Origin of the sequence: Limnochorda sp. LNt (assembly GCF_035593265.1) — a bacterium.
Taxonomy (GTDB): domain Bacteria; phylum Bacillota; class Limnochordia; order Limnochordales; family Geochordaceae; genus Geochorda; species Geochorda subterranea.
The window spans coordinates 2,030,550-2,055,307 of record NZ_CP141614.1; the positions used below are offsets into that span (position 1 = coordinate 2,030,550).

Sequence of the window (24,758 nt, forward strand, 5' to 3'; positions counted from 1 at the left end):
GCTTCGATTCTACGAGGCGGCCACTGCTTTGACAATGCCCGCACGGCCTCCGCGTTTATGGGGCAATCTGATCCATCACGCAGTGCAGGATGGGCCGCTTGGCCACAGGCACAGGCTGGTTGGGCATGGTGCACGTGGGCCGGCTAAGCCGCGTCCCCTTCCCGCCCGCCAGCACCAGCGCCTTCACCGGGCGCAGCCATCAACGACTGCGCCCCGTGCGCTGGCGCTCCTGGCGTGCCCGGAGCCGGTGGATGTAGGCGGTGACGTCCTCGACGGCACGTTCGTAAAGTGTAGCCTGCCTCCTGAAGCTGGCGAGCGGCCTCCCGAGCCATTTGCTCCAGCTCCCTGATCTCCTTGCCCGTCATGGACATCTTCGCCTCAGGTGTGAGGGTGTCGGGCGATGGTGGTCGCCACCTATGCCTGGGAGCCCCTGCCGCGGGAGGGACCCCCGGCTTCCTCCACCGTCAGGCTGACGGGGAGGTCGTAAGAGATAGATACCGTGCTCCTCTGAAGGGCGTCGGGATCAAGGTTGAGATACCGGAGGGCATGATAGGGCTCGAGGATGGGTATCCCGTGCCACGAGCCTACCTCCTCCAGGTGCCCATCCCGTACGATGATGACCTCCGCGCCTCCCTGCTCCGCTGCCCAGAACAGGTGGGCGTCCTTCGTGTGGCTCCCTAGCTCGGGTACGACATAGCCGGGTGGCTTGTCGCTGACATGGTCCGACATCCCGACTAGCAGGTCGAGCTGCCTGAGGACCTCGCGCACCACGGCATCGGGGGCATTACGGCGCGCGCAGACCTCGGTGAGGGCATCGCGCCACTCCGCGTGGATCTTGGGGTTGACGACGGGGCGCACGTGGCGGTTGAGTACGGCCTTATATAGCGCACTAGCGTGGAAAAGCGAAGGGGCTAGGGCCGAGGCGTCAATGACGACAATCCTCGGCCTCGCGGCGCCTTCTGACGGCGTTGCGTGCGATTTCGGCGATCTCTTCCTCGGTGAGGCCCTGGGACCTGGTCCACTCGACAATGAGCTTGAGGCCCTCCTGGATCCTGGCGCGCTCCTCCGCCGTCCAATCCAACTTGGGGCGAGTCGGAAGTGTCGCCTTCATGGTCCGATCACACTTTTCGTTGTTTTCTCGATGGCTCTTGGACCGAGCTGGCCCACAATGTCTCTTGGCACCCTTATTATGCATCACGTGATACCCTCTGGCAACCCTTGCGTCCCAGCGTATGCACCGGGCAGCACGGCTATACGCTGAAGAGGTGGACATCTGCCAGAGGGAACGGGGAGGTCCCCCACCGCATCCTCGGACATCGCGGCCCCCCCTTCCCTCAACGCCGTGGCTGTCGCACGTGCAGCACGCCATGGAGGTCGAGGAGCTCGCCCCTGGCGACGAGGCGGTCGATAGCCTCCATGACGTGCTCGCGAGCCCGGGCCGAAATCCGGCTATACCCGAGCACAGCCGAGGCGACGGCCCGAGCGGCCCGAGACCGTTCGGTGGCTCCGAGCTGGCTCAGCACCTCGAGTACTGCGGCCTCCCACTCCTCCGCACAGATGTGCTCGGGCGGCCGCGCTGCCTCACCAGGCCCCCGGGGCCGAACGCCCGAAGGCTCCTGGTCCGCTCTCCATAGGAAATCCCCCTGTTTCCTTACCCATCCCCGCCTGACCGCCCGGGAGACGCCTCGGGACAGGGCTTCCCGGATCCGCTTGCCGGCCCTCGAATGCCCGTAAAGGCCGCGCAGCCGCTCGTAGAGCTGCTCCACGTGGACAGGTGCCTCGACCTCCACGACCTGGCGGGTCAGCTCCGCCAGGACGTCGGGGTGTTCATCCACGACGGCGGAGGCCCGGATCAGCTCCCGGCCGCCCCGGTACACCCGGTAAGCTAGCAACTGGACCACGAAATCAGACGCGCCGCCCGCCTGTCGGGCCGCATCGCCGCTCCATCCGCCAGCATCATCGCGGCTCGGCGCGCCGCCTGTATCGCCGCTCCGCCTGACGTCTCGCTGCGAAGTCTCATCGTTCGCTGCCACCGCCCGCCCATCGCTCGCCGCGGCCAGCGCAACCTCTTCGTACGACGCGGCCACCGGCGGCGCGCCCAAGCGGACCGGCTCCGAGCCCTCGGGCGCGCCTTGCAACCGTACGAGCGGCCGCCGGTCGTGGCCGTCGGCCCGCCCCTCGCCCGCGCGCACCCGCTCGATAGCCTCGACGAGGCGCTCGGTCGCCCGGGCGGGGTCGCGAATCCACTCCGTCGACCAGACCCGCAGGATCTTCCACCCCAGGTTCTCGAGGGCCACCTGCCGGATGCGGTCACGGTCTCGAGCCGTTCGCGCCGAGTGGTAGGTGGCCCCGTCGCACTCGATGCCGACGATGTAGCGCCCGGGCACATCGGGGTCCCTCACGGCCAGGTCCATGCGATAGCCCGACACCCCGACCTGGCAATCTACCTCATACCCCCGCCCCACCAGCGCGTCCCGCACGGCCTCCTCGAACTCGCTCTCCGGCTGCCCCGTGCCCGATACGTCTGCGTTGACCCCGCCCTGCTTCGCATAGCGCAGATACCCCGCCAGCATCTTCGGCCCGTCCCAGCGCGCCTGGCCGACGACGCCCGCCAGCTGCTCCGGCGTCATCGACGAGACCACGATCATCCGGTAGCGCGCCCGGGTGATGGCGACGTTCAGCCGCCGGTCGCCCCCCATGCGGTTGAGCGGGCCGAAGTTGAGCGAAGGCGTCCCGCCTGGCTCAGAAGGCCCGTATCCCACGCTCAAGATGATGACGTCGCGCTCGTCCCCCTGAACCGTCTCCAGGTTCTTCACGAAGAACTCCTCTTTGTCGGGCAACTTCACCTCCGGGTGCGCCCTCAGCAGCCTGCGCAGCGCCTCCTCGACGGCGTCCCGCTGCTCGATGCTCATGGTGATGACCCCCAGCGACAACCCGCTCGTCCTCCGGCAGTGCTCGAGCACGAGTTGGGCGACCCGCTCGGCCTCGACCCGGTTGGTGCGAGACCCGCCCTTGCCAAAGACGCCGTCCGGCACGTGCACGAAGGAAACCCCGGTCTCGACGCCGTCGGTCCCGGGAGCCGGGAACGTGATGAGCTGGCGCCCGTAGAAGTACCTGTTGGAGAACGCGATGAGGCGCTCGTCCCGACTGCGGTAGTGCCACTTGAGCATGGGCCCGGGGAAGTAGACGCTCGCGATGTCGAGAATGCTCTCGTAGTCCTGGGCGTCCGGCTCTTCCTCCTCGCCCTCCGCGTGCGCCCGGAAGAAATCCGTCGGCGGCAGTTGCTTGTTGTCGCCGAAGATCACCGCCTGCTCGCCCCGCAGCAACACGCCGACGGCATCGCCCGGCGGGAGCTGCGACGCCTCGTCGAAAATGACCAGGTCGAACCGGAACAGCTCCCTCGGCAGATAAGTGGCCACGGACAGCGGGCTCATCATGAGGCACGGCTTCACGGCCAGCAGCAGCTTCGGGATCACGGGGAACAGCTTCCGCAAAGGCAGGTGGCGCCGCTTCTTGCGCGCCTCCCGCGCGAGCACCGTCAACTCGCTGGCCGGCAGCGGGTCGGGCAGGCGGGCCGCGACCGCCTCGAACGTGGCGATCACGGCCTGCTCCTGCAACTGCTTGTCGAGCTCTTGAAATCTCCGGCGAATCTCCTCCCAGGCATGCCCTGGAAACGAACGCAACACCTCGGACTCGCCGTACGCGGCCCTCAACCACCGCGCGAAGTAGGCCCGGCGGAACGCATCGGACAGGCGGCCGGCCGGCAGCCCCTTCGTGCGGCAGGCGGCGAAGAACGCCGACAGCCCCACCTCCTCGGCCTTCCGCATCAGCCGTCGGTGCTCGAGCCACTCCGGGAGGCGCCCGGCCTCCCGTTCCCACGTGGCGGCGTTCTCTCGCAGTTCGTCCAGGGAGACCTCCCGGAAAGAGCGCCCCCCGAGGCCCTCGGGAAAGCACCGGACGACGGGTTCGGCACTCGCCGCCGACCGCCACTCGTCCAGCGCCCTCGAGGCCGCTTCGACCAGCGAGGACGCCGTCCGCCGGATGACCTGCGGCGCCTCGCGAACGAGCCGTTCGCGCAGGCGCTCGCTCAAGTGCCCCCCGCCGGCCTGCACCGTCGCGGTGACCCACTCCACGGCGCGCACGGTCGCCTCGGGGTTCCAATCGTCCGTGCCGGGCTCGATGCCGAGCTCGCCGCGGATGCGCCCCGCGTGGGCGTCGATCCACGCGCGACTCTCCTGCACGGCGAAGAGCGCCCGCACCACGCCGACCGCTTCTGAGCGCCGCAGCTTCCGCCCTATCAGGCGGGCGAGCCGCCGCTGCACCTTCCATTCGGCCATGACTCGCCGGAGCCAGGGGCGCTTCGAAGCCTTTTCGAGGACGCTGTGCAGCGCCCTCACCTCGCCGGCCTCGATGTCCGGCTCCTCGCCCGGCTCCCCGCCGGGATTCACGCCTACCCCCCGAAGGTAGGCCGCACCCTCCCTTCTCCGGCGGGCATGCTCCTCGACGCTTTGCGCGAACCCCACCATCGCCCGCCGCCCGGCCTCGTCAAGCATGAGCCAGGCCGCCTGGATGGTCGCATCGGGCATCCTCGCGAGCCACCGCAGCAGGCCCAGGCGCTCCTCGAGGTGCCGCGCCGTCTCGACCCGCTCTCCCGTGAACTCGAAGATCGCGTTCGCCACCCCGAGCAGGCCCTCGGTCGCCCGCCTCAGCGCCCCGTACGCGGAGTTCACCGCCTCCGCAATAGGGATGAAGTCCTCCGGCGCCGCCGCCTCGCGCCAGGGGTGCGTGCGTTCCTCGTCCCAGACGCCGAGCCTCGCGACCTGGCGCACCAGCTCGAAGACCGCGTTCTCCCGGTCCCGCTCGACCTCGAGGGGTCGGTCGAACGGGAGCGGAGCGTCCACGAAGGGCACCTCGTGCAGCCGGGCCAGCGTCCCGTGCACCTGGAAGGCGCTGCGACCCTGCCGATCCCGAGGCCTGTGGAGTTCTTCGACGTACTGGTTGAGCCGAGCCCTGACCCGCCGGTACTCCTCGAAAGCATCCCCGTCGGCCCTCTTCTGCCAGTTCTTCAGCTGCGCCAGGCTCGCCTCGAGCTCCTCCACGACGGCCTTGCGGCTGGCCCGGCTGCTGTGCAGGTCCAGACACAGGTCCGCCAGCCCGAGGCGCTGCAGGCGGGCGTAGACGACCTCGAGAGCCGCCCGCTTCTCGCTCACGAACAGCACCTTCCGCCCGTCCCGCAGCGCCTGCGCGATCAGGTTGAGGATGGTCTGGCTCTTGCCTGTGCCCGGCGGCCCCTGTACCACCATGGTGCGGCCCTGGCGCGCCTGTTCCATCACCTCGAGCTGGCTCGAGTCGGCGTCCGCCACGGGGAAGACCTCGGGCCGGGCCGACTCCTCCTCGACCTTGCGGACGTCGACCGGCGCGAGTTCGGAGCGCTCCCGCAGCCCGCACAGCGCCGCCACCACCGGGTGCGCCGCGGCCCGCTCGGCGACGCCGGGCGCTTCCAGGTCCCGGTACATCGGGAGCTTGTAGAAGGCGAACTGCGCCAGCCACGCCTGCTCCAGCACGGCCCACCCCTTGGGCCGCACCGACTCGCGCACCTTTCCGAGGAACTGGTGGATGGCGGCGCCACCGTCGGCCGCTTCCCCGTTCGTCTCAAGAGCCGGCAGTGCGATGCCGAACTCCCGCTGCAGCCGGTACTCGAGGGTCGGGTTCACCTCCGGCCCGTCTTCGTGCGGGCGCAGGACGTAACGCTGGTCGGAGCGGTCCAAATGGACCGGGGTCAGCAGGAGCGGGCTGTGCACCTTCTCTTCGGCGCTCTCCGCCTCCTTCCACTCCAGCATGCCGAGCGCGAGGAAAAGCGTGTGGACGCCCTGCTCTTCGTAGACGGTCCGCGTGTTTCGCCGCAGCCGTTCGAGCTTGCGGTGCAGATCCCGCACGTCCTTCGGGGTCGCCACGGGTGGAGCGAGCTCCAGGTCGCCAGGTACGACCCTGACACCCGGCTCGACCGTCTCCTCCAGGTCGAGGTCCTCGATCGTGATGCCGCGCACGTACGGGAAAGCGAGCTGCTTCTCCTCGACGACGAGGGCCGCATAGAGGGCACGGACCCCCGGGCTCGCGATCTGCACCCGGGTCGCAAAGCCCCTATAGAAATCGATGAGCCGGTTTCGCCTCGACAGGTCGAGAAGAGAGCGCTTCCACTCCGCGATGTACCGCCCGGCCTGCTGTATCGCCCGCTGGTCGATGGTCGCCCCTTCGGTCACCTGCTGCGTCATGCGTACTTCACGGCCCCTCCGCGCCCCCGTGTATGCACGGGCTACCCCACGACCTTGTCGAGGATTCCTAGTTGCTCGAGAGCGTCCTGCAGCTGCCGGTAGACGGTCGCCGGGCTGGCCGTCTGAAACGGCATGCGCCCCAAACTGGCGGCCGCCCGGGCGAGCCGGATCAGCACCATGGGCGTATCCGCTTCGGGAATCCCGGAGACCTTCGCTCCGCGGTAGTTGCTGAGGACGGCCTGGATCGCCTTGGGTAGGCGTTTCTCATCGACGCTTCCGTCGGCGAGGCGGTAGGGGAGCTTCCAAGTGGCAGGGCGGGCGGCGTGGCCCACGTAGGCAAAGCACCGGGCAGGCAGGCCGTACTTGGGGTGAAGCAGCGCCGCCTCCTCAGCCCCCTCTTCCCGCTCCTCGCGCTCGACGGGCGAGGGTGGAAGCAGGTGCAGTTCGGCCCCTTGGGTGTCGGGACGCTCGCGGTAGATCCCGTGGACACTCAGCCACCACAGGTCCAGGGGTGGCTCGTGCTGAGCCAGGGAGACGAAGGCCCGGTCCCGCATCCCCCCTCCCACCCCGTCCGCGGCGTATAACATGAACCCGTCGCTGACCGCAATGCAGCGCACCCGCTGCTCGGCCGCGTACTGGCGCGCCTGGTCGAGGGCTTTCTCGACGGCCCTCCGGTGCCACGCAAGGGCCCCGGGCCGCTTCGTTTCGATGAGCAAGTACTTGATGCCCTGCTTCGTGAGCAGGATGTCCGCTCCCTCGACCTGATGGTTGAGGTCGGCCAGGGACCAGTCCAGCACTTTCGTGAAGAGGTCTTCGACGATGTTCTCGGTCACCTTCTCCACCGCCGGGTGCCGCTGCCCCTCGGCCAGCCTCGACGCCCGAATCTCCAGGAAGGTCGGCCACGAGGCGCGGATGCGCTCGACCCACCGCCGGTACGATGCGAGATGCTCCACCCCGAGGCCCGGTTTCATCGATCCGATCACCTCGCCCGGTTGCGCCTGAAACCGGTGCGGTCTGGATGCGCTGCAAAGCAGCGTCCCCTGCCTTTACCACCCCGTCTGCACGGCATCTGCCATGCTGGAGCCCGCTCGTTCGGCGCCCCTCATCTCACTGACCCACGCCCGCCATGACGCCCAGCGAGCGGTCAAAGCACCTGTGAACGGCGCCTGGTAGACGAGGTGGATGAGTGCGAGCTGTTTGATGCGCCGAACACACCTTCGCCCGCCCCCAATGTTCGTCGAAGCTCGTGGCATTCCTCCAGAAGGATGGTTCGGCAGCACCGAGCGCTGGGGAGCCGGGTCTTCCCCCGAAGTGAGCGGCGGCCGCGCGTATCGCGTCCCGATGGGCCGCGTTCGACTGAACGTAGCGACAGCGGGTGGTGCGGAGGCGAGTTCGGGGTGTAGGCCAAACCCAATCTTCGGGTTGGTGCTGGGCGGTTCGTTCCGGCCGAGGCGGCGCAGGAGCGAGGCGAGCTGGTCGGCCAGGGCGTCGAGCCAGGTGGCCAGCGCCTCCAGGTTGGCCGCTTCGGTTCAGCCGCCCGGGGCATCCCGGGGATGAGAGCGCCCGGGGGTCGAGGAAACGCAGGCGGCGCCCACTCCTTGCCGTCAATCGCCCGCCATTGCGAGCCGCCTCGGAGCTCCCGAACGCAGTCGGTTGGAGCGAGGCGGCAAGGCCATCTCGGTCGTGCGGCGGCGCGCGGCGCTCCAGCTACGGCAGGGCGACGCGCTGGACTCGCCTTCGAATCCGGCGGCCGGGCTTGCCTTTCGACCGCTTGTCCCCGCTGCAACCTTGATCGAGGCGGCTCCAGTACGGCCGCAGCACCTCGACGAGCCGGACGGAGCGTCGGCCACGCAATCCCGCCGCCTCATGAACTGATACGGCCTCCACCAGGTCCGGTCTTCGCGCCCAACCCGCACCTTGACGGCTGCAATGGCCCGGCCAATCTAGCTGCGGCCTTCGCCTTCGCCGCTCGCTTCCGGGCCCCCCACTACGGGTCTAAGGGCGGACAGCAGCAGGGGAAGGTCCCGCTGGACGGTCTTCCACACTACGGAGAGATCGACCCCAAAGTAGTGGTAGATGAGCACATCGCGGTATAGCGCTGGATTCTGCTGATGGCATCCAGGATGTGCCGGACCAAGACCAGGTCGTCACGCTCCGCTGACATAGAGAACCTGCCTCGACGCCAGGATGCGATCCTTCAGGTAAGGGCTGAGCGCGCCCGGCGTGACCAGGTCTACCCTTCGGCCGAAAAGCGCCTCGAGGTCCTCCAGGACGCGGCAGTAGCCCAATAGCCCCGTCTCAACACCGGGCTCGAATTGGACCAGCACGTCTACGTCGCTCTCGCTTTCGAAGTCCTCCCTCAGGACGGATCCAAACAGCGAGAGCTCTCTGATACCGTGCTTCTGACACAACCGCTTGATGGCTTCCAAGTCCAGTTCCAGCTTCTGGCTCACTGCCCCGTTGCGCTCCTTTTCACCATCGCGTGACCTCCGAGGGCGACCCGCAACCGGCGCCGAGCCCCCGGAACCTCGATGGCAGGCTCAGTATACCACGCCGCGGCGGACATCCACGTGGGGAGGTCGGGGATGGAGACGCAACACGCTCAAGGCAGCTGACAGCGCCGCCCGCCACGTCCCACACCCGGCTGGCCCGTTTCACGGCGCGGCGGGGGAATCCCCCTCCTTGCCGGTCATGCCTGCGGCCCTGCGCCGGCCGTTCGCCACGGCTCGGGCTGCCGCCGGCTTTCTTCCGTTGGCACCCTCGCACTCGTGCCCGCCCCCGACCTGGGACCTCCGTACACGTAACACACTGTGCATGCTCTCTCACGATCTTGCTCCCGAGGAAGAGTCACCCGCCTTTGAACAGTGGGGCGCTGGACTTGACGGATCATGTTCCATTCCCGGTGCACGTTCGCGCGACCGCTGGAAACGTAGTTCCTCACTAGCCAGCCTGCCCCGTGCAAGACCGTAGCGGGTTATCGTACCCACTAGCCGTGCCGACAGAAGCAACGCATGCAGGAAAAAGAATGAGTGAACGCTTACGCCCCACTGAGCCCATTGGGAATGAACTTTCTCGACAACCAAGGCCAGACCCGCTGTCAATAAGGCGGCGACCCAGTTGAGTGACGTCCATAAAAAAGCGAAAAGTAACTGATCCAGGGTTCCTGACTCGTACATCGACGCTAAAAAGACGGTGGACCCAGACGCAAGAACTATAGCCACCGCGGCGATCACAATGCCGAGCATGGATGCGGAAACCTGAAGGGTCCCGAGCAGCAACTCTCGCAAAAAGTCCTGGGTCTGGGACAACCGCGGGTGTAACCCGTACATAGCAGTGGCAACTAGGAGGGCGGTCCAGAACTGGAAAGAAACCAGCCTTTCCTTGTCGCGGTACCGGCGGAATAGCGATAAAAGCGACCAGTCACCCAGGTTGGGCATTCAAGCGCCTCCTGGAGATGATGGATCCTCTTTTATGGCAAGGGCTTTCGACAGAACGCGCATTACTTCCTGAAACACGTCTAAGTCCGGGCATTCAAGCGTTAGCCTGATACCGCCGTCTGACGACTTATAACGCACAATATGCCCATCTTGAGTCTCGGCCTGGATTGAGGCCACCCCGTACCCCTTAGTCGTATATCTTGCGTAGTCCTCGATTTCAGTATGTTCCCAGTTGAGGCCATCGGGGTCAGAGCTTCTCCACTGCACAAAGTGTGACGTGGCGTTCAGCTCTTGGAACTTGGCGACAAGCCGTTCCCATGTGTGCTCGCCCTCCAGGCCGTTGGGGGGCACCACAGAGAACTGAGCCGTTATGACTCGTTTCGAGGATCTTAGGAAGCCTAAGAGCTCTTCCTCCCGGCCTAGGGGGTGAATCGTGACTAAGCCCGCGCCCCTACCTTCAATTGCACGCGTGAACATAGCACCTACGGTCGCGCAGAAGCTTGTAGGTGAGATCCTTGGCGTCCTATCCTCGAAGACCATGCGCTCAGTGGAGGTATCCAGAGCCCAATGGGACCATTCCTCGGCAAGATTCTCGATGGTTGTGCGAGCCAGGCCGGCTGGAGTAATGACCGGGAAATCTTTCGTTTTGGCTTTATACAAGGTACCAAAGATTACGGAACCTTCAACAACAAGGTTGGCTAGGATCCACGTGGATCGTCCTCGATTCAGCTGTCTGGTACCACCTTGCAATTCCTGGAGCAAGTAGGACAATGCTTGCTGAGGGCTGGGCGCGAACATCGTGGTCGTGACGCTCAGCTTCGCGAGTACGAGTGTCATCTTTCCTTGGCGCGCCACGTGCTCACCTCCCAGGCGGCTTATGAAGAACGGGGCAAAAGGTGGAGAAATGAGGTCCCAGCCAACCGGCTGTTCACCACACCCGGGTGGTCCAGGCCTCTGGACACCTCGCGCGCTACCCCTCGTGGACGCCCCCGCTGCGTCGACCCGGGATCATGTGCTCGGCCGCCCGGCCCGCCTGCGCCTACTACTGCGCCGGCCCCATCCTGCCCGAGGCTCGCTGCCCGCAGCAGCGCCACGTCCGTCCGCCCAGACAGCAGATCCAGATCCGTCTGCCCGAAATGCCCGTACGCCGCCAGCCGCCGGTAGATGGGCTGCTGGAGGTCAAGCCGCTGAATGACCGCCCCCGGCCGCAGGTCGAGGAAGCGTTCGACGACGTCGGCGATGACATCGTCGGGAATAACCTCCGTCCCAGACGTCTCGACCCGTACCGACACGGCTCTTGGCACCCCGATGGCGTATGCGACCCCTGCTTCGGCCTCCCGGAACCCGGGCCGGCACGAATGAATCCGTTGACGCAGCGCCGGTACGACGCCAGATGTTCGATGCCAGGACTGGCCCTCATGAACGACGTGGTCGCACGGGCCCACCATTGTAACCGAGCTCAAATCGTGAATTGATGCTGCTCGGAAGAAACTGAAGACCCGCCGCTACGAGTTCCCACGCCATGGGCTCCGACTCGACCCGTTCCGACGGGAGCTCCTGCCACGACCTGCGAAAGGCCCTCTGCCGCCTCGATCGCATCGACCCTTGCCGCGGAGCGACTGGCCTCGCTGCGACGCCTGTCCGCCTCTTGCTGCGTTGCCGTTCCGGGCTATCAGCCCCGCCACCCCGGCAGGCCCCGTCGCGCCCGCGCCGTATTCACCCGCCCCCGCCAGGCCAGTCCAGGTGGAGGCGAGGAAGCCGCGCGAGTTGTTCCAGCCTGTATTCCCATGCGCGGCGGGCAAAACCGGGAACCACGTACTTCGTCCGGTTCCCCTCGAAGGCCTTGTAGAGAAGTCCCACCGAGATCAGTTCCTCGAAGGCCTCCGGCAGGAGGTCCTCCGAGAAGACAATCCGGTGAGCCACGCCAAAGCCGCCTCCGTCGTATACCTCCCCCTTTCGCACGCTCCCTTCCCGAAGGAGAAGAAACGCGATTTGCCGGCCCGGCCGGCTCAAGTCGGCGCATCGCCCTTCCACGGCTTCCTGAAGCCCGGCCAGATGCCCCTCGCACGCCCACCTCACCACGTCCCGGCAAGGTTCCTGGGTATCGGTGGTCTTGTCCCAAACGATAGCGCCTTGTGCACCCAACGCCCCGATGCGCCCGAGAACCTCGACGGCCTCCTTCAAGCTCTCCGCGGCTTCGACCGGCGCATACCGAAGACGCAGGTTCGCTTTCGCCAGCCACTGGTCTGCGCAAAGGCTCAGGACGTACAGCGCTTCCACCACCGACGGCCGCCGTTGCGAAGCGCAGCTCCGCACCGCCTCCTCGAGTTCAGCTCGACTCGGCATAGCCCGCCTGCCCCTTTTCCTCCAGCGAGGCGTAGCGATCTTCCGCCAGCCCCCGCCAGTCGGCGTACCGGAAGGTCGGTTCGGGCAGCAACCCGAGCAGTTTCAGCCCGCGCAGCACGTACAGGACGGGATGGCGCAGGGCGTCGGCCACGACGTACACGTAATAGCCCTCGTCGGACAGCGCCTGATACTGCGTTCGGGTAAGGTCGATGGCCGTCAGGCCGGGAGCGCCCCTTGAGCTCGATGCGCCGTCCGCCCGACTCGAAGTCGTACCCCCGTACCCCAGAAACTCATGGATAGATACCGAGCACCCCCCGGGCTCGCAAGCAGCCACGGGCGGCGGAAGGCCAAGGAGACCCTCTCATGAGCCGGCAACGCGCCTCTCAACACCATGACGGCTGGTGAGCTCAAATAGGAAGGGGACGGACTCGCATCCGATCGTCTTCAATGACGACGATACTACCCTTCTCGAGGGATTCCTCAATGGCCGGAAGGTTGGCCAACAGAAGCCGTACCTGAGCATCGGGGCGGCGCTGGGACACCCGCCTAAATAGAATGACAGAAGGGCCCTGACCTTTACCCCACGCCAGGAGTGTCCCGAAATCTATATCTGCAGCCACGACGACCCGCCGCTCCCGCAACGCACGCGCCATGATCTCCTCGTCCGTGGCTCGGTGCATGTTCAGATCCCGCACGTGGACGACGTCATGACCTGCCTCTTGCAGGCCCTGTGCGACGAGTGGGGACAGCGAGTTATCGATAAGGAACCTCATGGGACCGGTAGCAAGGGAAGTTGCCGCTCCTTAAGGGCCTCTGCGGCGTAAAGGAGGGCCTCCCGGATGTCCTCAGGTTCGAGATCGGGATACGCCTCAAGGATTTCCCGCTCCGACATCCCGTCTGCCACCATGGCCACCACGGTAGCGACCGGGATGCGCAGGCCTCGAATGCAGGGTACCCCGCCCATCTGGCGAGGATCGACCGTAATCCGGCTAAACTTCACAGGCATCCCTCCGGGTTGACCGCTCCCCATGTGAAACATGAGTCGCCCTGGTCACGCGTCCTCCGCCACAGGTTTGCCAGTGGACTCACGGATCTCCGATGGCAGGCCCCCCTCGGGAGCGCAGCCACCGTACAAATGCCAGGACTGAAGCCGCTCAGGAGGAAGCTGTTCCAGCTCCTTGTGAACCAGCTCCTTTCGTTCCTTGCGCGGCAAGGGGCGTCCCTTTCCCGAGTGGCCGACGTCCTTCGCTTCCCGGGGCCAGTATACCACGCCGCTCACGCCTCAGCGGCCGAACGGGTAGACCGGCTCACCCACGCCATCGAACAGGCGATCGGGGGTCATCCGCTGCTTGCACCGGGCGGTGGCCCCGCGCCGGCGGGCGCCCTTCCCCAGCCCCCCGCTCCATCCGGCCGAGTCCCCCCCCACAGCGAGCGCCAGTTCGCTCAGTAGGCAGTAGAGGCTACCCGCGGCCTCTCGCGATGCACACCTATTGACCTTGCGGTAGTCCGCCCGAAGGCCGAGCCTCGAGAGCGCCTCCACCGCCGACGGCCGCCGGGCCGAAGCACAGCTCCGCACCGCCTCCTCGAGTTCAGCTCGACTCGGCATAGCGCCGGCCGCCCTTGCGAGCCCTTCCTCGCTCAGCCGAGCGAGGCGAATCGCCCACTCCAGAGCAGCCGCATTGAAGCGGACGCAGATGGCCTGTGCCATTTCCCTACCCTGCTCACGGTCAACGTTGGCTGCCAGACCAGGTTGCCTTCAGCGTCCTGATGGCACCACGGATCGGCTATCCACACGGCCCGGCCCCGACTACGACGAGGGGCCCCTTTCTACCCCCTCACCACCACCAGCCACGCCGAGCGGGTGAACGGCAGCGGGCGCACGCGCCGCACGATGCGCAACCTGCCAGCGGGAAGCCGGCCATCCCACGCCTGCACGACCAAGCCCGGGGGTTCGTTGACCACGTAGGCCCGCCCTGACCCGACGAACGCCGCCACCGACGGATTGCCCTCGAATGCCACCGGATCGCACTCAATGAACACCGCCTCGATCTCGGGCGCCGGCTCGTCAGGCGTCGGCGTGGACGCCGACTCGGGCTTCGGCTTCACGCCCGGCTCAGGCGTAGCCGTCTCGACCGTCGCCATCGCGGCCGCTGCCATCGCCGGCGCCTCCGCCGCCGTCCGGGCCGCCACCTCCCCATCCTCACGCCGGCCGCCGCCCTCGACCGCCCGCTCCAGCTCCTCCTCCAGCCGCACCTGCTCCTCGAAGCTCGCCACCCTACCGACGCCCGCCGCCTCCTCCGCCCCCTCGAACCACTCCGGCCGCCCGCCCAGCACGTAGAGCCTCGCCGACGCCCTCGACAGCCCCACGTACAGCAGCATCTGGCGCCTCGTAGCGTCCCACCCCTCCAACGCCTCCAGCTCCACCAGGATCACCACCGGACGCTCCAACCCCTTGAACCGGTGGATGGTGGAGACCTGGACGTACGGGGCGCCCATCCGTGCCAGCGCGGGCTGCCACGTCAGCACGAAGTTGCCCACCCGCATGCCTTCCCGCAGCACCGACCGCTCCTGCCCGGCAGGGGTGAGCACCACCACGTCCTGGGCCGGGACCTTCCCCTCCCCCAGCACCTCGTGCAGCAGCCTCTGCAGCAGTCGGGGCTCCTGGCGGACCCCGACCCCCGGCCGGATGTCGGGCGCCTCCCCTTCCAGCGGCGGCGGCTCCGGCTCCATCTCGCCCCGGTAGAAGCGCAGCACCACCTCGTGGATCTTGCGGGTGAAGCGGATGTTGCGGGGCAGCCAGAAGGGAGGCTCGTGGACGGGCAGCTCCTCGGGCCGGGGGGCGTAGATGCGCTGGTTGTCGTCGAGGAAGACGTACAGGTACCCGCCGGGCTCCCGCAGCTCCAGCAGCGGCACCCACCACTCGGCGGCGAAGTCCTGAGCCTCGTCCACGATGATGGCGTCGAACTGCGGGCCGATCAGGCCGGCCACCTGGTGCAACGTCTCGGCCCACGCGGGGTCTCTCGGGCCCGTCGTGTCCCTCGGCGCGGGCACCCCGTGCCGCCCGGCCAGCATCTGGCAGAGCTGGTGGTAGTTCTTGACGACCAGGCGCTCCAGCTCGACCGAGCCGCCTTCCTCGTGGCGCAGCTCATCGTAGGTGGTCTCCTCCAGCCAGTCGGAGAGCGGCCGGTTGAAGCACGTCAGCAGCACCCGGTAGCCCTGCCGGTACAGCTTGCGCGCCAGCCGGGTGGCCAGGAAGGTCTTGCCCGAGCCCGCGCACCCCGAGACGGCCGCCTCTCGCCGGTTGCCCAGCACCTTGAGCAGGGTGTACTGCTCTTCGGACAGCTGCAGGATCTGCGTCTGGATCTCGTCGATCTCCATCCGCAGCGGGCGCCGGGCCACCATGGACTGTCCCAGGGCCCTCACCAGGGCCTCGACGGCCCGATCCCCCACCGCCCGGCTCTCCCACGGCCGGCGCACCAGGGTGGCCGCCGCGCGGCGCAGCCGCTGCGGCAGGTCCGCCAGGGCGTCGTGATCGAGGATGAGCTCCGGCGGGATGAGGCCCAGGGAGCCCGGCACCTCGACGTCGGGCAGCGCCACCGCCCATGCGAAGGGGTAGCGGTGGTGGGCGGTCACCGGGATGGAGGCCAGTCGCTTGATGAGATGGTGGGCGTTGGCTTGCGCCTGTTCGAAGGGGCCGGATCCCAGGTCGTGGCGCACGCCGTGCCGGTCGATGCTATACCAGCGGCCCGCGGCCGGCTCGAAGCCCACCTGGCCGCCCTTGACCTCCACCACGACGATCCCGACGTCTGGATGGGCCACGACGAAGTCGGCCTCGCCCTCGTACTGGCGTTCCACCAGCAGCACGTTGGCGAAGACCACCCAGTCGTGGGGAAGCGCCGCGCACGCTTCATAGAAGCGCCGTTCGGCGTCGCTCCGCAATCCCACCGGGCTCTCCGGAAAGATGCGCGCCATGGCCGCGCCCTCGCCCCCCTTACCTTCCATCCTGTCGATTCGCCTGCACCCGGCGGGGTCCTCCGGTATCGAGGCGAACGCCAGACATCAAGGGGTCGGCGGGTCGGCGCCCTGGCTCCACGCCTCGGCCTGCTGTCGGTCGGGCCCGTCAGGACGCCGCAGGCTCTTCGGAAGACTACGCAGCCGGCTCAGGGCTTGCCGCCACGGGCTTGCCCATCACCCGTTCGATGTAGCGCAGCAGGGCCGACTCCCGGGCCCTGTAAAACGCGTCGAAATCGTCCTGCCGTATGGCCGACGGCTCGATGAGGTGGCTTCGGAGGATCTCGTCCATGCGCGGCGGCGTGATGCCCGCTTTCTTCTCCAGGCGCGGCAGGTAGATGCTCGGGGCCGTCCCTCCGATCTCCCGGTTGGTTCGAGATGACAGCGCCGTCTTGTTGACGATGCTCTCGCACCGCTGCGGGTCGATCCCCTGCTCGTCGCACCAGCGCCGTGGGAAGATGTGGTGGATGTCGATCGTGTCGTCGTAGTAAGCCCGATCTGCGATGAGCTCACCCGACTGGAAGTCCAGGGCGCCCTCCCTCAGCAACAGCACATAGAGGCCCTTGTAGGCGGCGCTGTTGCGGGTGCGCAGGGTGAGCAGCCTCTCCGGCATGAAGTTGGCGTCTCGCACGGTACTGGGCTCGGCGCCGCCCCTCACCCACTCCACCACCTCGGGCAGGTCCCGAGCGAATCGGCTCTCCAGAGCGCCCCCGTATAGCTCCCCCAGTACCCCGCACCAGTACCACCGGACGATCTTGGCCTTGACCCCATCCAGGTCTGCCTCCGGGCCGAGGACCGTCAGGATCGCGGCCAGGGGTACTAGCTGCGTCCGGTAGGGAAGGTCCTTGGTCCGAGAGATCTTCTGCGAGAAGAGCAGACGTGCGGCCTTCAAGAAGCCTTCGGTCACCGCGTCCGCCGACTCTTGATAGGTGCGCAGGGGCAGGTCAAGGATGTCACCCCTCTTGCAGCTGACCGGGCGGGCCGCTCTCGGATCCATCCCCTGGCTCAACTGCGCCTCTCGGGCCCGATAGGTGGCCACCAGCGTGACGGCCTGCAGGAAGTCGGTGGCCTCTACCGTGCGTAGCACAGGTTCCCGGCTCATCTCCTTGCGACGCTTCTCCCAATCGGCTCGAAGGGAGAAGTCCTCAGCGGCGTAAATGGCCGTGAGGAGCTCGAATACGGTGAGCGGGACGCCACCCGTATTGACCTTCTCGAAGACCTGACAGACGGCCTCCTTCGGGGTCTGCCGACTGAGGGTGATCACCGGCACCCAGTACTGCTCGAACCGCTTGATGACTTCACGGTCGAATCGGTCAAACTGGCGCGTCTTCTCGGGATGGTGGTTCCAGTACTCGGCGTAGGCCCACCGCCACTCGGCGCAGTCGAACACCTTGGAGAGGGGGAATAGCCCCTTCTCGTACTCCACCTCGGGAGTAGAGACGTCCAGGACGATCTCACCGCCGAAGCCCCGGATGATCCGGTCCTCGGGCAGCCCGACGATGGCCTCCTCCTTGTCGACACGGTCGTCGAGCGCCTTGGCGATGTCGATGTAGTACCAGCGCTTGACGGGTTTGCCCTTTTCGTCCCGAGTTTCCACAGGAGCGCCCGAGCAGAGGGCCTGGTAGAGCGCCGTCAGTCGCTGTTGCCCGTCAAGTATGAAGAGCTCAGGCTGGACCGCCCCGTTGAGTGCGACGCCTTCGATGGGCCGGGGGCGCAACCGCACCTCTTGATTGCCCGCCTCCAGCATCATGAGGGTGCCGATGGGATACGACTTCGCGACACTGCCGAGCAGGCTGCGGATGCGGTGATCGTCCCAGACCCAGCCGCGCTGGAAGTCTGGGAGCTGGATCTTGCCCTCGGCGATGTCCTTGAGCGACTGGTGCAGCTGCTTCTTGGTGCTGTCGAACTCGGCAGCACCGTTCATGCGTCACCCCCCCCCTTTCACTGGGCTACGAGGAGGCACCAGTCCTCTCATCGGCCAGGCCGAGCTGTTTCAGCACCCGGTGCAGGTCGTCGGCAAGGCGCTGGCTTTCCCGCTGTAGGAAGGCGAAGCGCGCGGGGCGGTCGGTCGGTCTGGAGGACGGACGAGCGGACGGCCGCTTGAGTTGCCGGCTTTCGGGCGGCGAGAAGCCCTTGCCGCTGGAAGACATGGGGATCAGGCCGAGGATGCGGCACACGTCAGGAACCGGCCCGCTCGCCACTGCGAACGCGCCGACCGCGTAGGGCTTCAGACCGCGACGGCGGCCGTTGGGCACCATCGATGAATCAACGGACGCTACCTGGCCATCGAGCGCATGGGCGTCACTGCGATTGGACCCCCGGCCATTGCCCTCGGATGCCCCGAAGAATCGTGGCAGCAGCACCGGCACCACGTCGATGAGGCGCTGCGCGATGGCCAGCAGTTCCCGCTCGATCTCCTCCGCGGACACCCGGTGCCACCGGGCGCGCAACGACTGTTGCCGTCGGCGGATGTCGCACAAGAGCCACCAGGCCGTCACGGCCCCGGCGGTCTGTCTCTTGAATCGCCAGACCTCACCCATCGATGTAGATCCTCTCCCGCCGAGTGATCGGGGCATCGCACTCCCGAGAGGGCTTCTCGAGCCGCGTTATTTTGGAGTGGGCGGTGGGCACGACCAGTTCACGTTCCCCGATTAGCTGCTCGGCCATCTTGTCGCCCGGCCTCGGTTCCGCGAGGCGTACCCGCCGCCGCTCTACCCCATCTCCCGGGCCTGGACCACCAGTGCCACCAGTTCGGGGATGGTCAGGAACAAGCGGCGAATCTTGGGAGGGGGGCACATACAGGTCCCGCCCCTCGGCCAGCGCCTCCCGGAGAATCTCCTCCACCCTGCCCCGGCTGCCCAGGACGTTGGCGCAACCAGTCTTACTACCCATTACGTACTCGATCCCCTGGTAGCGGGGAGAGCGCCTACCTTTCGCTCAGTCTGTCGCCCTGTATCGCGGCCGGCTCTCCCTGCACGCCGTCGCGGCGCCCACCACCGTCCACCGCGGCCGCCACCTCTGCCATCGCACTCCCGTTGGTGGTTGGCTCAACGGCCCGCGCTTGAGGTGGGGCGACTCTCGTGCGGGACCCGAGACCCCGTGCGGGTGTCAGCATGATGCCGATTGTCTGGAGGATGATCTTCAACTCCAGCACAGGGCTCCACAAGAACACATAGACAAGGTCGAACCGAAGCTTGTCCTCCGCCGCCGCATCGTAGTCCCCATGTACCTGAGCCAGCCCTGTGATGCCCGGCTTGACGAGATGTCGCAAGTCGTAGCCTTCTATCGTCTTGCGAAACTCCTGCACGAATTCCGGGCGCTCCGGACGAGGTCCTACGATGCTCATCTCTCCCCGAAGGACGTTGATCAACTGCGGGAGCTCGTCGATTCGAAACGCCCGAAGCCACCGTCCCACCCGCGTAATACGGGGGTCGTCGCGAGAAGCCAGTACAGGGCCCGTGTGCTCCTCGGCTCGGTCAACCATGGTTCGGAGCTTGATGAGCTCGAACGGACGCCCGCCCTGCCCAACCCGGGTTTGCCGGTACAGCACGGGCCCCGGTGAGTCCAGCCGGATCGCAAGCATGCCCACGAGGTAAACCGGCGACAGCACCACGAGGCCGACCACGCTGACCACGATGTCGATAACTCGCTTGAAGAGCACCGCGGGCCAGTCACACGCTCGAGCTCGAATCTCCAAGAGCAGTCGGTCCGAGTCGTCCAGTAGCCGGCTCGATGCCAGAATCACCTCGCGTGCGTTTGGCAGCAGCAGGATGCCTTGCAGCGCTGCCTTGCGGTCCAGAGTGATGGAATCGAGGTCCAAGACTTGCACCACTCGCGCGGAAGCAACGGCGGGTACCTTTTCCCACCGATCGAGCAGGAAGGCAATGAAGCCCTTCCATACCACGATGCCCGCCCACAGGAGTAGAGCTGCCCAAGCAAAGGTGAGGCGAGGAAGGGACACGGCACGAAAGGCGTAGGTGGCGGCCATTGCCGTAAGGACCGACGCCAGCGATGTCACGGCTGCAGCGTAGGCCACAAAGGCCCAGGAACGCTGTCGGCTCCACAGCCCAACAAGATTGCCCCCGATGAGGAAGCCAAGCACGCCCCCCGCTGCCGCGTATGCGGATTGAGACCAAAGGGCCGGAGGAACGTGGCCACCCCACCGAACCCAAAGTGCGAGGAAGTAGACCCCTGCCGCGAAGGTCATTGACACGGCCAGGTCAAGCCCCCACGGCCACCGCACGGAGCGGTGTGGCTCGCGCAGGCGCGCAGTCGAGAGCCGGATATGTCGATCTCTATGCATTCCCGCCTCCACCCTTTGGCTTGCGTGGCGGCACCCGTCCTTTGGTTGCTCCGAGCATTGAAACCCGGAACAGCCGTGGGGCAGCCCTATCTCCCACGTGGCTGAACAAGCAATTCCATAGCATCCAGCATGGCCGCGGTCACCTGCCGAACGTCGAATCGTTCTTCTGCCATCCGCCTGCTCGCCTGCCCCATGCGGGAAGCAAGCCTGCTATCGACGATGAAACGTTCCAGGGCGTTCGCCAGCGCAGTAGGATCCCGCGGAGGCACCAAGAATCCGTTGAGCCCATCCTCAACCGTTTGCCGGCAGCCGGGCACATCGGTCGTGACGATAGGGCGGCCCATCGCCATCGCTTCCAGCACTGACCGAGGGGTACCTTCCCGGTACGACGGCAACACATACACGGTAGACTGGCGGATGTAGGGGCGTACATCGTCAACCTCTCCGACGTACTCCACAAAGCCCCCCGCAGTCCATCTCTGCAAGTCCGTTGGACTTATTCCGCCTGGATTGCTGTCCATCGGCCCAACCAGAAGGAATCGAGCCTCAGGATACCTCGAACGGATGATCCGCGCGGCTTCGGCGTATTCCTCGACCCCTTTCTCCTTCAACAATCTGGAAATCATTAGGAAGGTCATGCCAGTTTGAGGGAGAGGAGTCGGACGAAAGTGATCGAGGTCCACACCAGACCCTCTCACGACCACGATTCTCGCCGAATCCGGCACGATTCTTCCCTGTCTGAAAAGTTCCATGTCATCCGGATTCTGGAACATAACGACGTCGTTCCAGCGCAACGCCTCTTTGTACAACCGACGCACCACGGCCCGGAGCGCTTTGTGCTTCCAGGAATCGCCGCTGAACGCATAGCCGAGCCCGCTGATAAGCGAGCAGATTCGCCGAACGCCTGCCAACTTGGCAGCCCAAGACCCGTATACCACGGGCTTAACGCTGTACCCCAAGACCACATCCGGCTGTACCGACAAGAAAAGTCGTCGCAGCTCGCTGATACTCCGCATGTCCGCCACGAAGTTCATACCGGTCCGCTGTAGGAAGAACCTCCGGGCTATAATGCCCGCGTCACGGAGCCACGACTCGACTTTTCCATCAATGTCGGGGGCAAACGCATACACGGTGTGCCCCATGTCGACGAGCGTACGCAGCAAGTGCCCGCGGAAACGAACCAGGGACGGAGCATAGCTCGCCACGACGGCCACCTTGCTCATGACTGACGCAGGAACTCCCTCTCACGAAACCAGGCCAACGTTCGTCGCAGTCCCTCATACAGAGACACGGACGGACTGTAGCCAAATGCCCGCCTCGCCTTGGAGATGTCAGCTTGGGAATCCCTGACGTCACCCACGCGAGGAGGGCCATAGACCGCTCCCGCCGTCTGCCCAGTAAGCTCCGTCAGCCACGTCAAGAGCTGGTTGAGGCTCGTACGAGAGCCCATGCCAACGTTGAAGATCTCTCCAGCCACCCGCTCGGCATCAGCTTCAGCAGCTCTAAGATTCGCGTCCACCACGTTTGCGACGAAGGTGAAGTCTCGGGTCTGTTCGCCATCACCGAAGACCGTCGGGCGCTCACCACGTAGCATGGCTTGGATGAACTTGGGAATGACTGCCGCGTAGGGCGAATCGGGATTCTGCCGAGGGCCGAAGACATTAAAGTACCGTAGCACGACCGTCTCCAGGCCGTAAGCCCGGTGGAACACCTGGCAGTAAAGCTCCCCGGCATACTTCGAAACAGCATAGGGTGACAGAGGTCTTGCGGGCATCGTCTCCCGCTTGGGGAGTTCGTCAGTGTCGCCGTAGGCGGACGACGAGCCTGCGTATATGAACCGCCGCACCCCTGCGTCTCGAGAGGCCATCAGCATGCTCAGCGTACCGTTGACGTTGTGGTCGTTGGTGCTCCAGGGGTCCGCCACAGAGCGCGGCACCGACGGGAGCGCTGCTTGATGGAAGACGACCTCCGCCCCCCGGCATACCTGCCGCATCCGCTCCGTGTCCCGTACGTCCCCGTGGACGAACTCGATCTCCTTCCGGAACGCCGCGAGGTTCTCCTCGAGTCCCGTCGAGAGATTGTCCACCACGACGACGTGATGGCCTGCTCGCACTAACGCCTCCGCCAGGTGCGACCCGATGAATCCCGCTCCGCCTGTAACGATGCATCTTGCCAAGACGCCATCGACCTCTCCTGGGCTTTCGCCTCGTCACTGACCGTCGACGGAAACTCTCAGCGCCATACGGGCTTGCCACTCCGCCGGGTGCGGCGTGGGAGCCCCGAGGCGGATGATATGGGGTGCATTGATGCCGCGAAATGCGTTGCGTGTGTCCACGATGAGCCGAGCGTGTCGAGCAATCCAGTGATAGTCGAACGCAGTGTGGTCGGTGGTGAGCACGACGCAGTCATAGGATCTCAACCGCTCGTCCGTGAGGTCGACGCGCCGCACACTCCGTCCATCCGGCGTACGGATGGACTCGACCAGAGGGTCGGAAAAATCTACATGGGCGCCCTGCGCTTCCAGCAGGTGAAACACCTCGACTCCCGGAGACTCTCGCACGTCGTCTACATCGCGTTTGTAGGCGACTCCGAGCACTAGGACGGACGCACCATGGGGTGCACGGCCGATGAGATTCAACGCCTCCGACACCTTCGCTACCACATGCCTCGGCATATTCGCGTTGATGCCTGTGGCGAGGCCAATGAACTTGTTATAGAACCCGTACTGCTTCGCCTTCCACGACAAGTAGACGGGATCGAGCGGGATGCAGTGACCTCCTATTCCGGGACCTGGGTAGAACGGCATGAAACCAAAGGGTTTGGTCGCCGCGGCATCGATGACCTCCCATATGTCGATGCCCATCCTCTCTGCCATGAGTGCGAGTTCGTTCACGAGGCCGATGTTGACTGCCCTAAAGGTGTTCTCGAGTAGCTTCACCATCTCTGCAGCGCGGGCCGAACTAACGGTAATAACCTCGTTCGCGACGTGCCGGTACACGGCAGCCCCGAGGTCAGTACAAGCCGGAGTAACGCCACCAACGACTTTGGGAGTGTTGTGAATCCCGTATTGTTTGTTTCCGGGATCTACCCGTTCAGGCGAGAAGCATACGAAATAGTCCTGCCCCACTCGGTAGCCTGATTCTTCAAGCCTCCCTACGACTATCTCGTTCGTGGTTCCTGGATATGTAGTGCTTTCAAGTATGACGAGCTGCGGCGGACGCAGGTGCTCCTTGACCATTTCAACGGCACCAACAACGTACGACAGGTCAGGCTCCCGCGACTTTCGAAGTGGCGTTGGCACACAGATGATGATAACGTCGCTCAAGCGTAGCACGCTTGCGTCAGATGTGGGAGTATAGTAACCCGACGACAACGCCATCCGAACTCGCTTATCCGGAACGTCGACCACGTACGAATGCCCTTGCTGTAAGGCACTAGCTCTCGTGGAGTCTGTGTCAAATCCGAACGTTCGAAAGCCCACTTCTGCTAACCGAAGGGCCAAAGGCAACCCCACGTATCCCTGACCCATTACAGTAACCGTCGCTGCATGCCGGTCAATGCGTTCGCGAATCGACCTGTACATGGAAAGCCCTCCTCACAGGGCATCACCCTGCACCGTTACCTGGCTTGACGTCGGCCACGAGTCGCGGCTCAGGTTAGTCTAGTCTTGACAGGTCCCAGTCTCTGGTCACGGGGTCGAAGGGGGACTGACTGCCCTTGCAAATGAGCAGGTCGTAGGCGAAGTCTGCACAAGAGGTTGAACCCTTGACCTAACAGTACGTATACAAGAGCTTCCTGAATGCACTTCGATAATCCGGCCGTGAATCCTGTAGTTACAAAAGGAATCATGCCCACAAAAACATAACTGGGGCGAACGACTCCACTATTCAGCAGGGAACGATCGACTAGGGCTGTAATCGCACCGAACACCCCTCCGATCAGCAATCCCGGAGCCCCAAATCCCAGGTACCACTCTATCGGGCTCCCCACCCCAAAACCAAACCCTGTCTCATCGTACAGGGTCCCGTAGTAAAATGCATTCAGGGCATCTGACGCCTGCGCGACCCCAAGCTCCCTCCGCCACCCTTGGGTCAGAATTCCCCCCGGAATTCCCATGAGGGTTCGTATCGGGTCGAACCCGTACGACCTTACAAACTGCAATGCTACCAGCCATACTTGACTCTGGACGAACGACCCCAAAACAAGAGTTCGGACAACCCGGGCAGGCTCCAGTACTAGCTCAACCTGGCCTGCCCCTGACAAAGCATTCGCCAGCGGTTTCCACATGACGGCCAATAGGGCCAACCCTGCTGTTGCGACAACGATGTGCCACTTTCTCAGCCTCCGGTACCGTTCCGCTAATAAGAGCATCAGCAGAATCCCGACAAA

General features: G+C 65.4%; 19 protein-coding genes and 1 pseudogene. All 20 read right to left on the bottom strand.

Annotated elements, in window-relative coordinates; genetic code table 11:
- Positions 1-55: 55 nt before the first annotated feature.
- The 20 genes and pseudogenes from VLY81_RS14725 to VLY81_RS09775 all read right to left on the bottom strand — a co-directional run bounded on the left by VLY81_RS14725 (position 56) and on the right by VLY81_RS09775 (position 23,952).
- A complete protein-coding gene (locus tag VLY81_RS14725; protein ID WP_405001243.1) occupies positions 56-187 on the bottom strand; it encodes a sugar phosphate nucleotidyltransferase in 132 nt (43 codons plus the stop codon).
- A gap of 227 nt (positions 188-414) precedes the next feature.
- Positions 415-858 carry a hypothetical protein gene (locus VLY81_RS09700; RefSeq protein WP_405001244.1) on the bottom strand — a complete coding sequence of 148 codons (444 nt, stop codon included), beginning with the start codon at positions 856-858 and terminating at the stop codon, positions 415-417.
- Positions 859-1,334: 476 nt separating this feature from the next.
- Positions 1,335-6,272 carry a DUF3320 domain-containing protein gene (locus VLY81_RS09705; RefSeq protein ID WP_324667957.1) on the bottom strand — a complete coding sequence of 1,646 codons (4,938 nt, stop codon included), beginning with the start codon at positions 6,270-6,272 and terminating at the stop codon, positions 1,335-1,337.
- A gap of 41 nt (positions 6,273-6,313) precedes the next feature.
- Positions 6,314-7,225: a hypothetical protein gene (locus tag VLY81_RS09710; RefSeq protein ID WP_324667958.1), complete on the bottom strand. Its 912-nt coding sequence runs from the start codon at positions 7,223-7,225 to the stop codon at positions 6,314-6,316.
- Positions 7,226-8,215: 990 nt separating this feature from the next.
- A pseudogene (locus VLY81_RS14730) lies at positions 8,216-8,359 on the bottom strand (HepT-like ribonuclease domain-containing protein); the annotation flags it as partial.
- Positions 8,360-8,419: 60 nt separating this feature from the next.
- On the bottom strand, positions 8,420-8,725 hold the full coding sequence (locus tag VLY81_RS09715) for a nucleotidyltransferase family protein (RefSeq protein WP_324667959.1): 306 nt from the start codon (positions 8,723-8,725) through the stop codon (positions 8,420-8,422).
- 369 nt (positions 8,726-9,094) lie between these two features.
- Entirely contained in the window at positions 9,095-9,709 is a 615-nt protein-coding gene (locus VLY81_RS09720) for a hypothetical protein (protein ID WP_324667960.1), read from the bottom strand.
- Complete coding sequence (locus VLY81_RS14925) at positions 9,710-10,546, bottom strand: DUF4747 family protein (protein WP_491701044.1); 837 nt, start codon at positions 10,544-10,546, stop codon at positions 9,710-9,712. It lies immediately after the preceding gene.
- A gap of 38 nt (positions 10,547-10,584) precedes the next feature.
- Positions 10,585-11,157 (bottom strand): methionine adenosyltransferase domain-containing protein, encoded by a 573-nt coding sequence (locus VLY81_RS14735; protein WP_405001245.1) that lies wholly within the window; start codon positions 11,155-11,157, stop codon positions 10,585-10,587.
- A gap of 268 nt (positions 11,158-11,425) precedes the next feature.
- A complete protein-coding gene (locus tag VLY81_RS09730; RefSeq protein WP_324667962.1) occupies positions 11,426-11,989 on the bottom strand; it encodes a hypothetical protein in 564 nt (187 codons plus the stop codon).
- Positions 11,990-12,038: 49 nt separating this feature from the next.
- A complete protein-coding gene (locus tag VLY81_RS09735) occupies positions 12,039-12,215 on the bottom strand; it encodes a hypothetical protein (RefSeq protein ID WP_324667963.1) in 177 nt (58 codons plus the stop codon).
- A gap of 247 nt (positions 12,216-12,462) precedes the next feature.
- A complete protein-coding gene (locus tag VLY81_RS14740; protein ID WP_405001246.1) occupies positions 12,463-12,828 on the bottom strand; it encodes a DUF5615 family PIN-like protein in 366 nt (121 codons plus the stop codon).
- Positions 12,825-13,055, bottom strand: a complete 231-nt coding sequence (locus VLY81_RS09740; protein WP_405001247.1) for a DUF433 domain-containing protein — start codon at positions 13,053-13,055, stop codon at positions 12,825-12,827. The genes VLY81_RS14740 and VLY81_RS09740 overlap by 4 nt, the downstream gene beginning before the upstream one ends.
- 827 nt (positions 13,056-13,882) lie before the next feature.
- Positions 13,883-16,057: a nuclease-related domain-containing DEAD/DEAH box helicase gene (locus VLY81_RS09745; RefSeq protein WP_324667965.1), complete on the bottom strand. Its 2,175-nt coding sequence runs from the start codon at positions 16,055-16,057 to the stop codon at positions 13,883-13,885.
- 145 nt (positions 16,058-16,202) lie between these two features.
- The gene (locus VLY81_RS09750) at positions 16,203-17,990 is read right to left on the bottom strand and encodes a GmrSD restriction endonuclease domain-containing protein (RefSeq protein ID WP_324667966.1); all 1,788 of its coding nucleotides are present in this window, start codon (positions 17,988-17,990) and stop codon (positions 16,203-16,205) included.
- A 25-nt stretch (positions 17,991-18,015) separates the two neighbouring features.
- Complete coding sequence (locus VLY81_RS09755) at positions 18,016-18,606, bottom strand: hypothetical protein (RefSeq protein ID WP_324667967.1); 591 nt, start codon at positions 18,604-18,606, stop codon at positions 18,016-18,018.
- Positions 18,607-18,992: 386 nt separating this feature from the next.
- Positions 18,993-20,054 (bottom strand): exopolysaccharide biosynthesis polyprenyl glycosylphosphotransferase, encoded by a 1,062-nt coding sequence (locus tag VLY81_RS09760; protein ID WP_324667968.1) that lies wholly within the window; start codon positions 20,052-20,054, stop codon positions 18,993-18,995.
- A 401-nt stretch (positions 20,055-20,455) separates the two neighbouring features.
- Positions 20,456-21,592, bottom strand: coding sequence for a glycosyltransferase family 4 protein (locus tag VLY81_RS09765; RefSeq protein ID WP_324667969.1), 1,137 nt, complete (start codon positions 21,590-21,592; stop codon positions 20,456-20,458).
- Positions 21,589-22,545, bottom strand: coding sequence for an SDR family oxidoreductase (locus VLY81_RS09770; RefSeq protein ID WP_324667970.1), 957 nt, complete (start codon positions 22,543-22,545; stop codon positions 21,589-21,591). The genes VLY81_RS09765 and VLY81_RS09770 overlap by 4 nt, the downstream gene beginning before the upstream one ends.
- Positions 22,546-22,578: 33 nt before the next feature.
- Complete coding sequence (locus VLY81_RS09775) at positions 22,579-23,952, bottom strand: nucleotide sugar dehydrogenase (protein ID WP_324667971.1); 1,374 nt, start codon at positions 23,950-23,952, stop codon at positions 22,579-22,581.
- Positions 23,953-24,758: the final 806 nt, after the last annotated feature.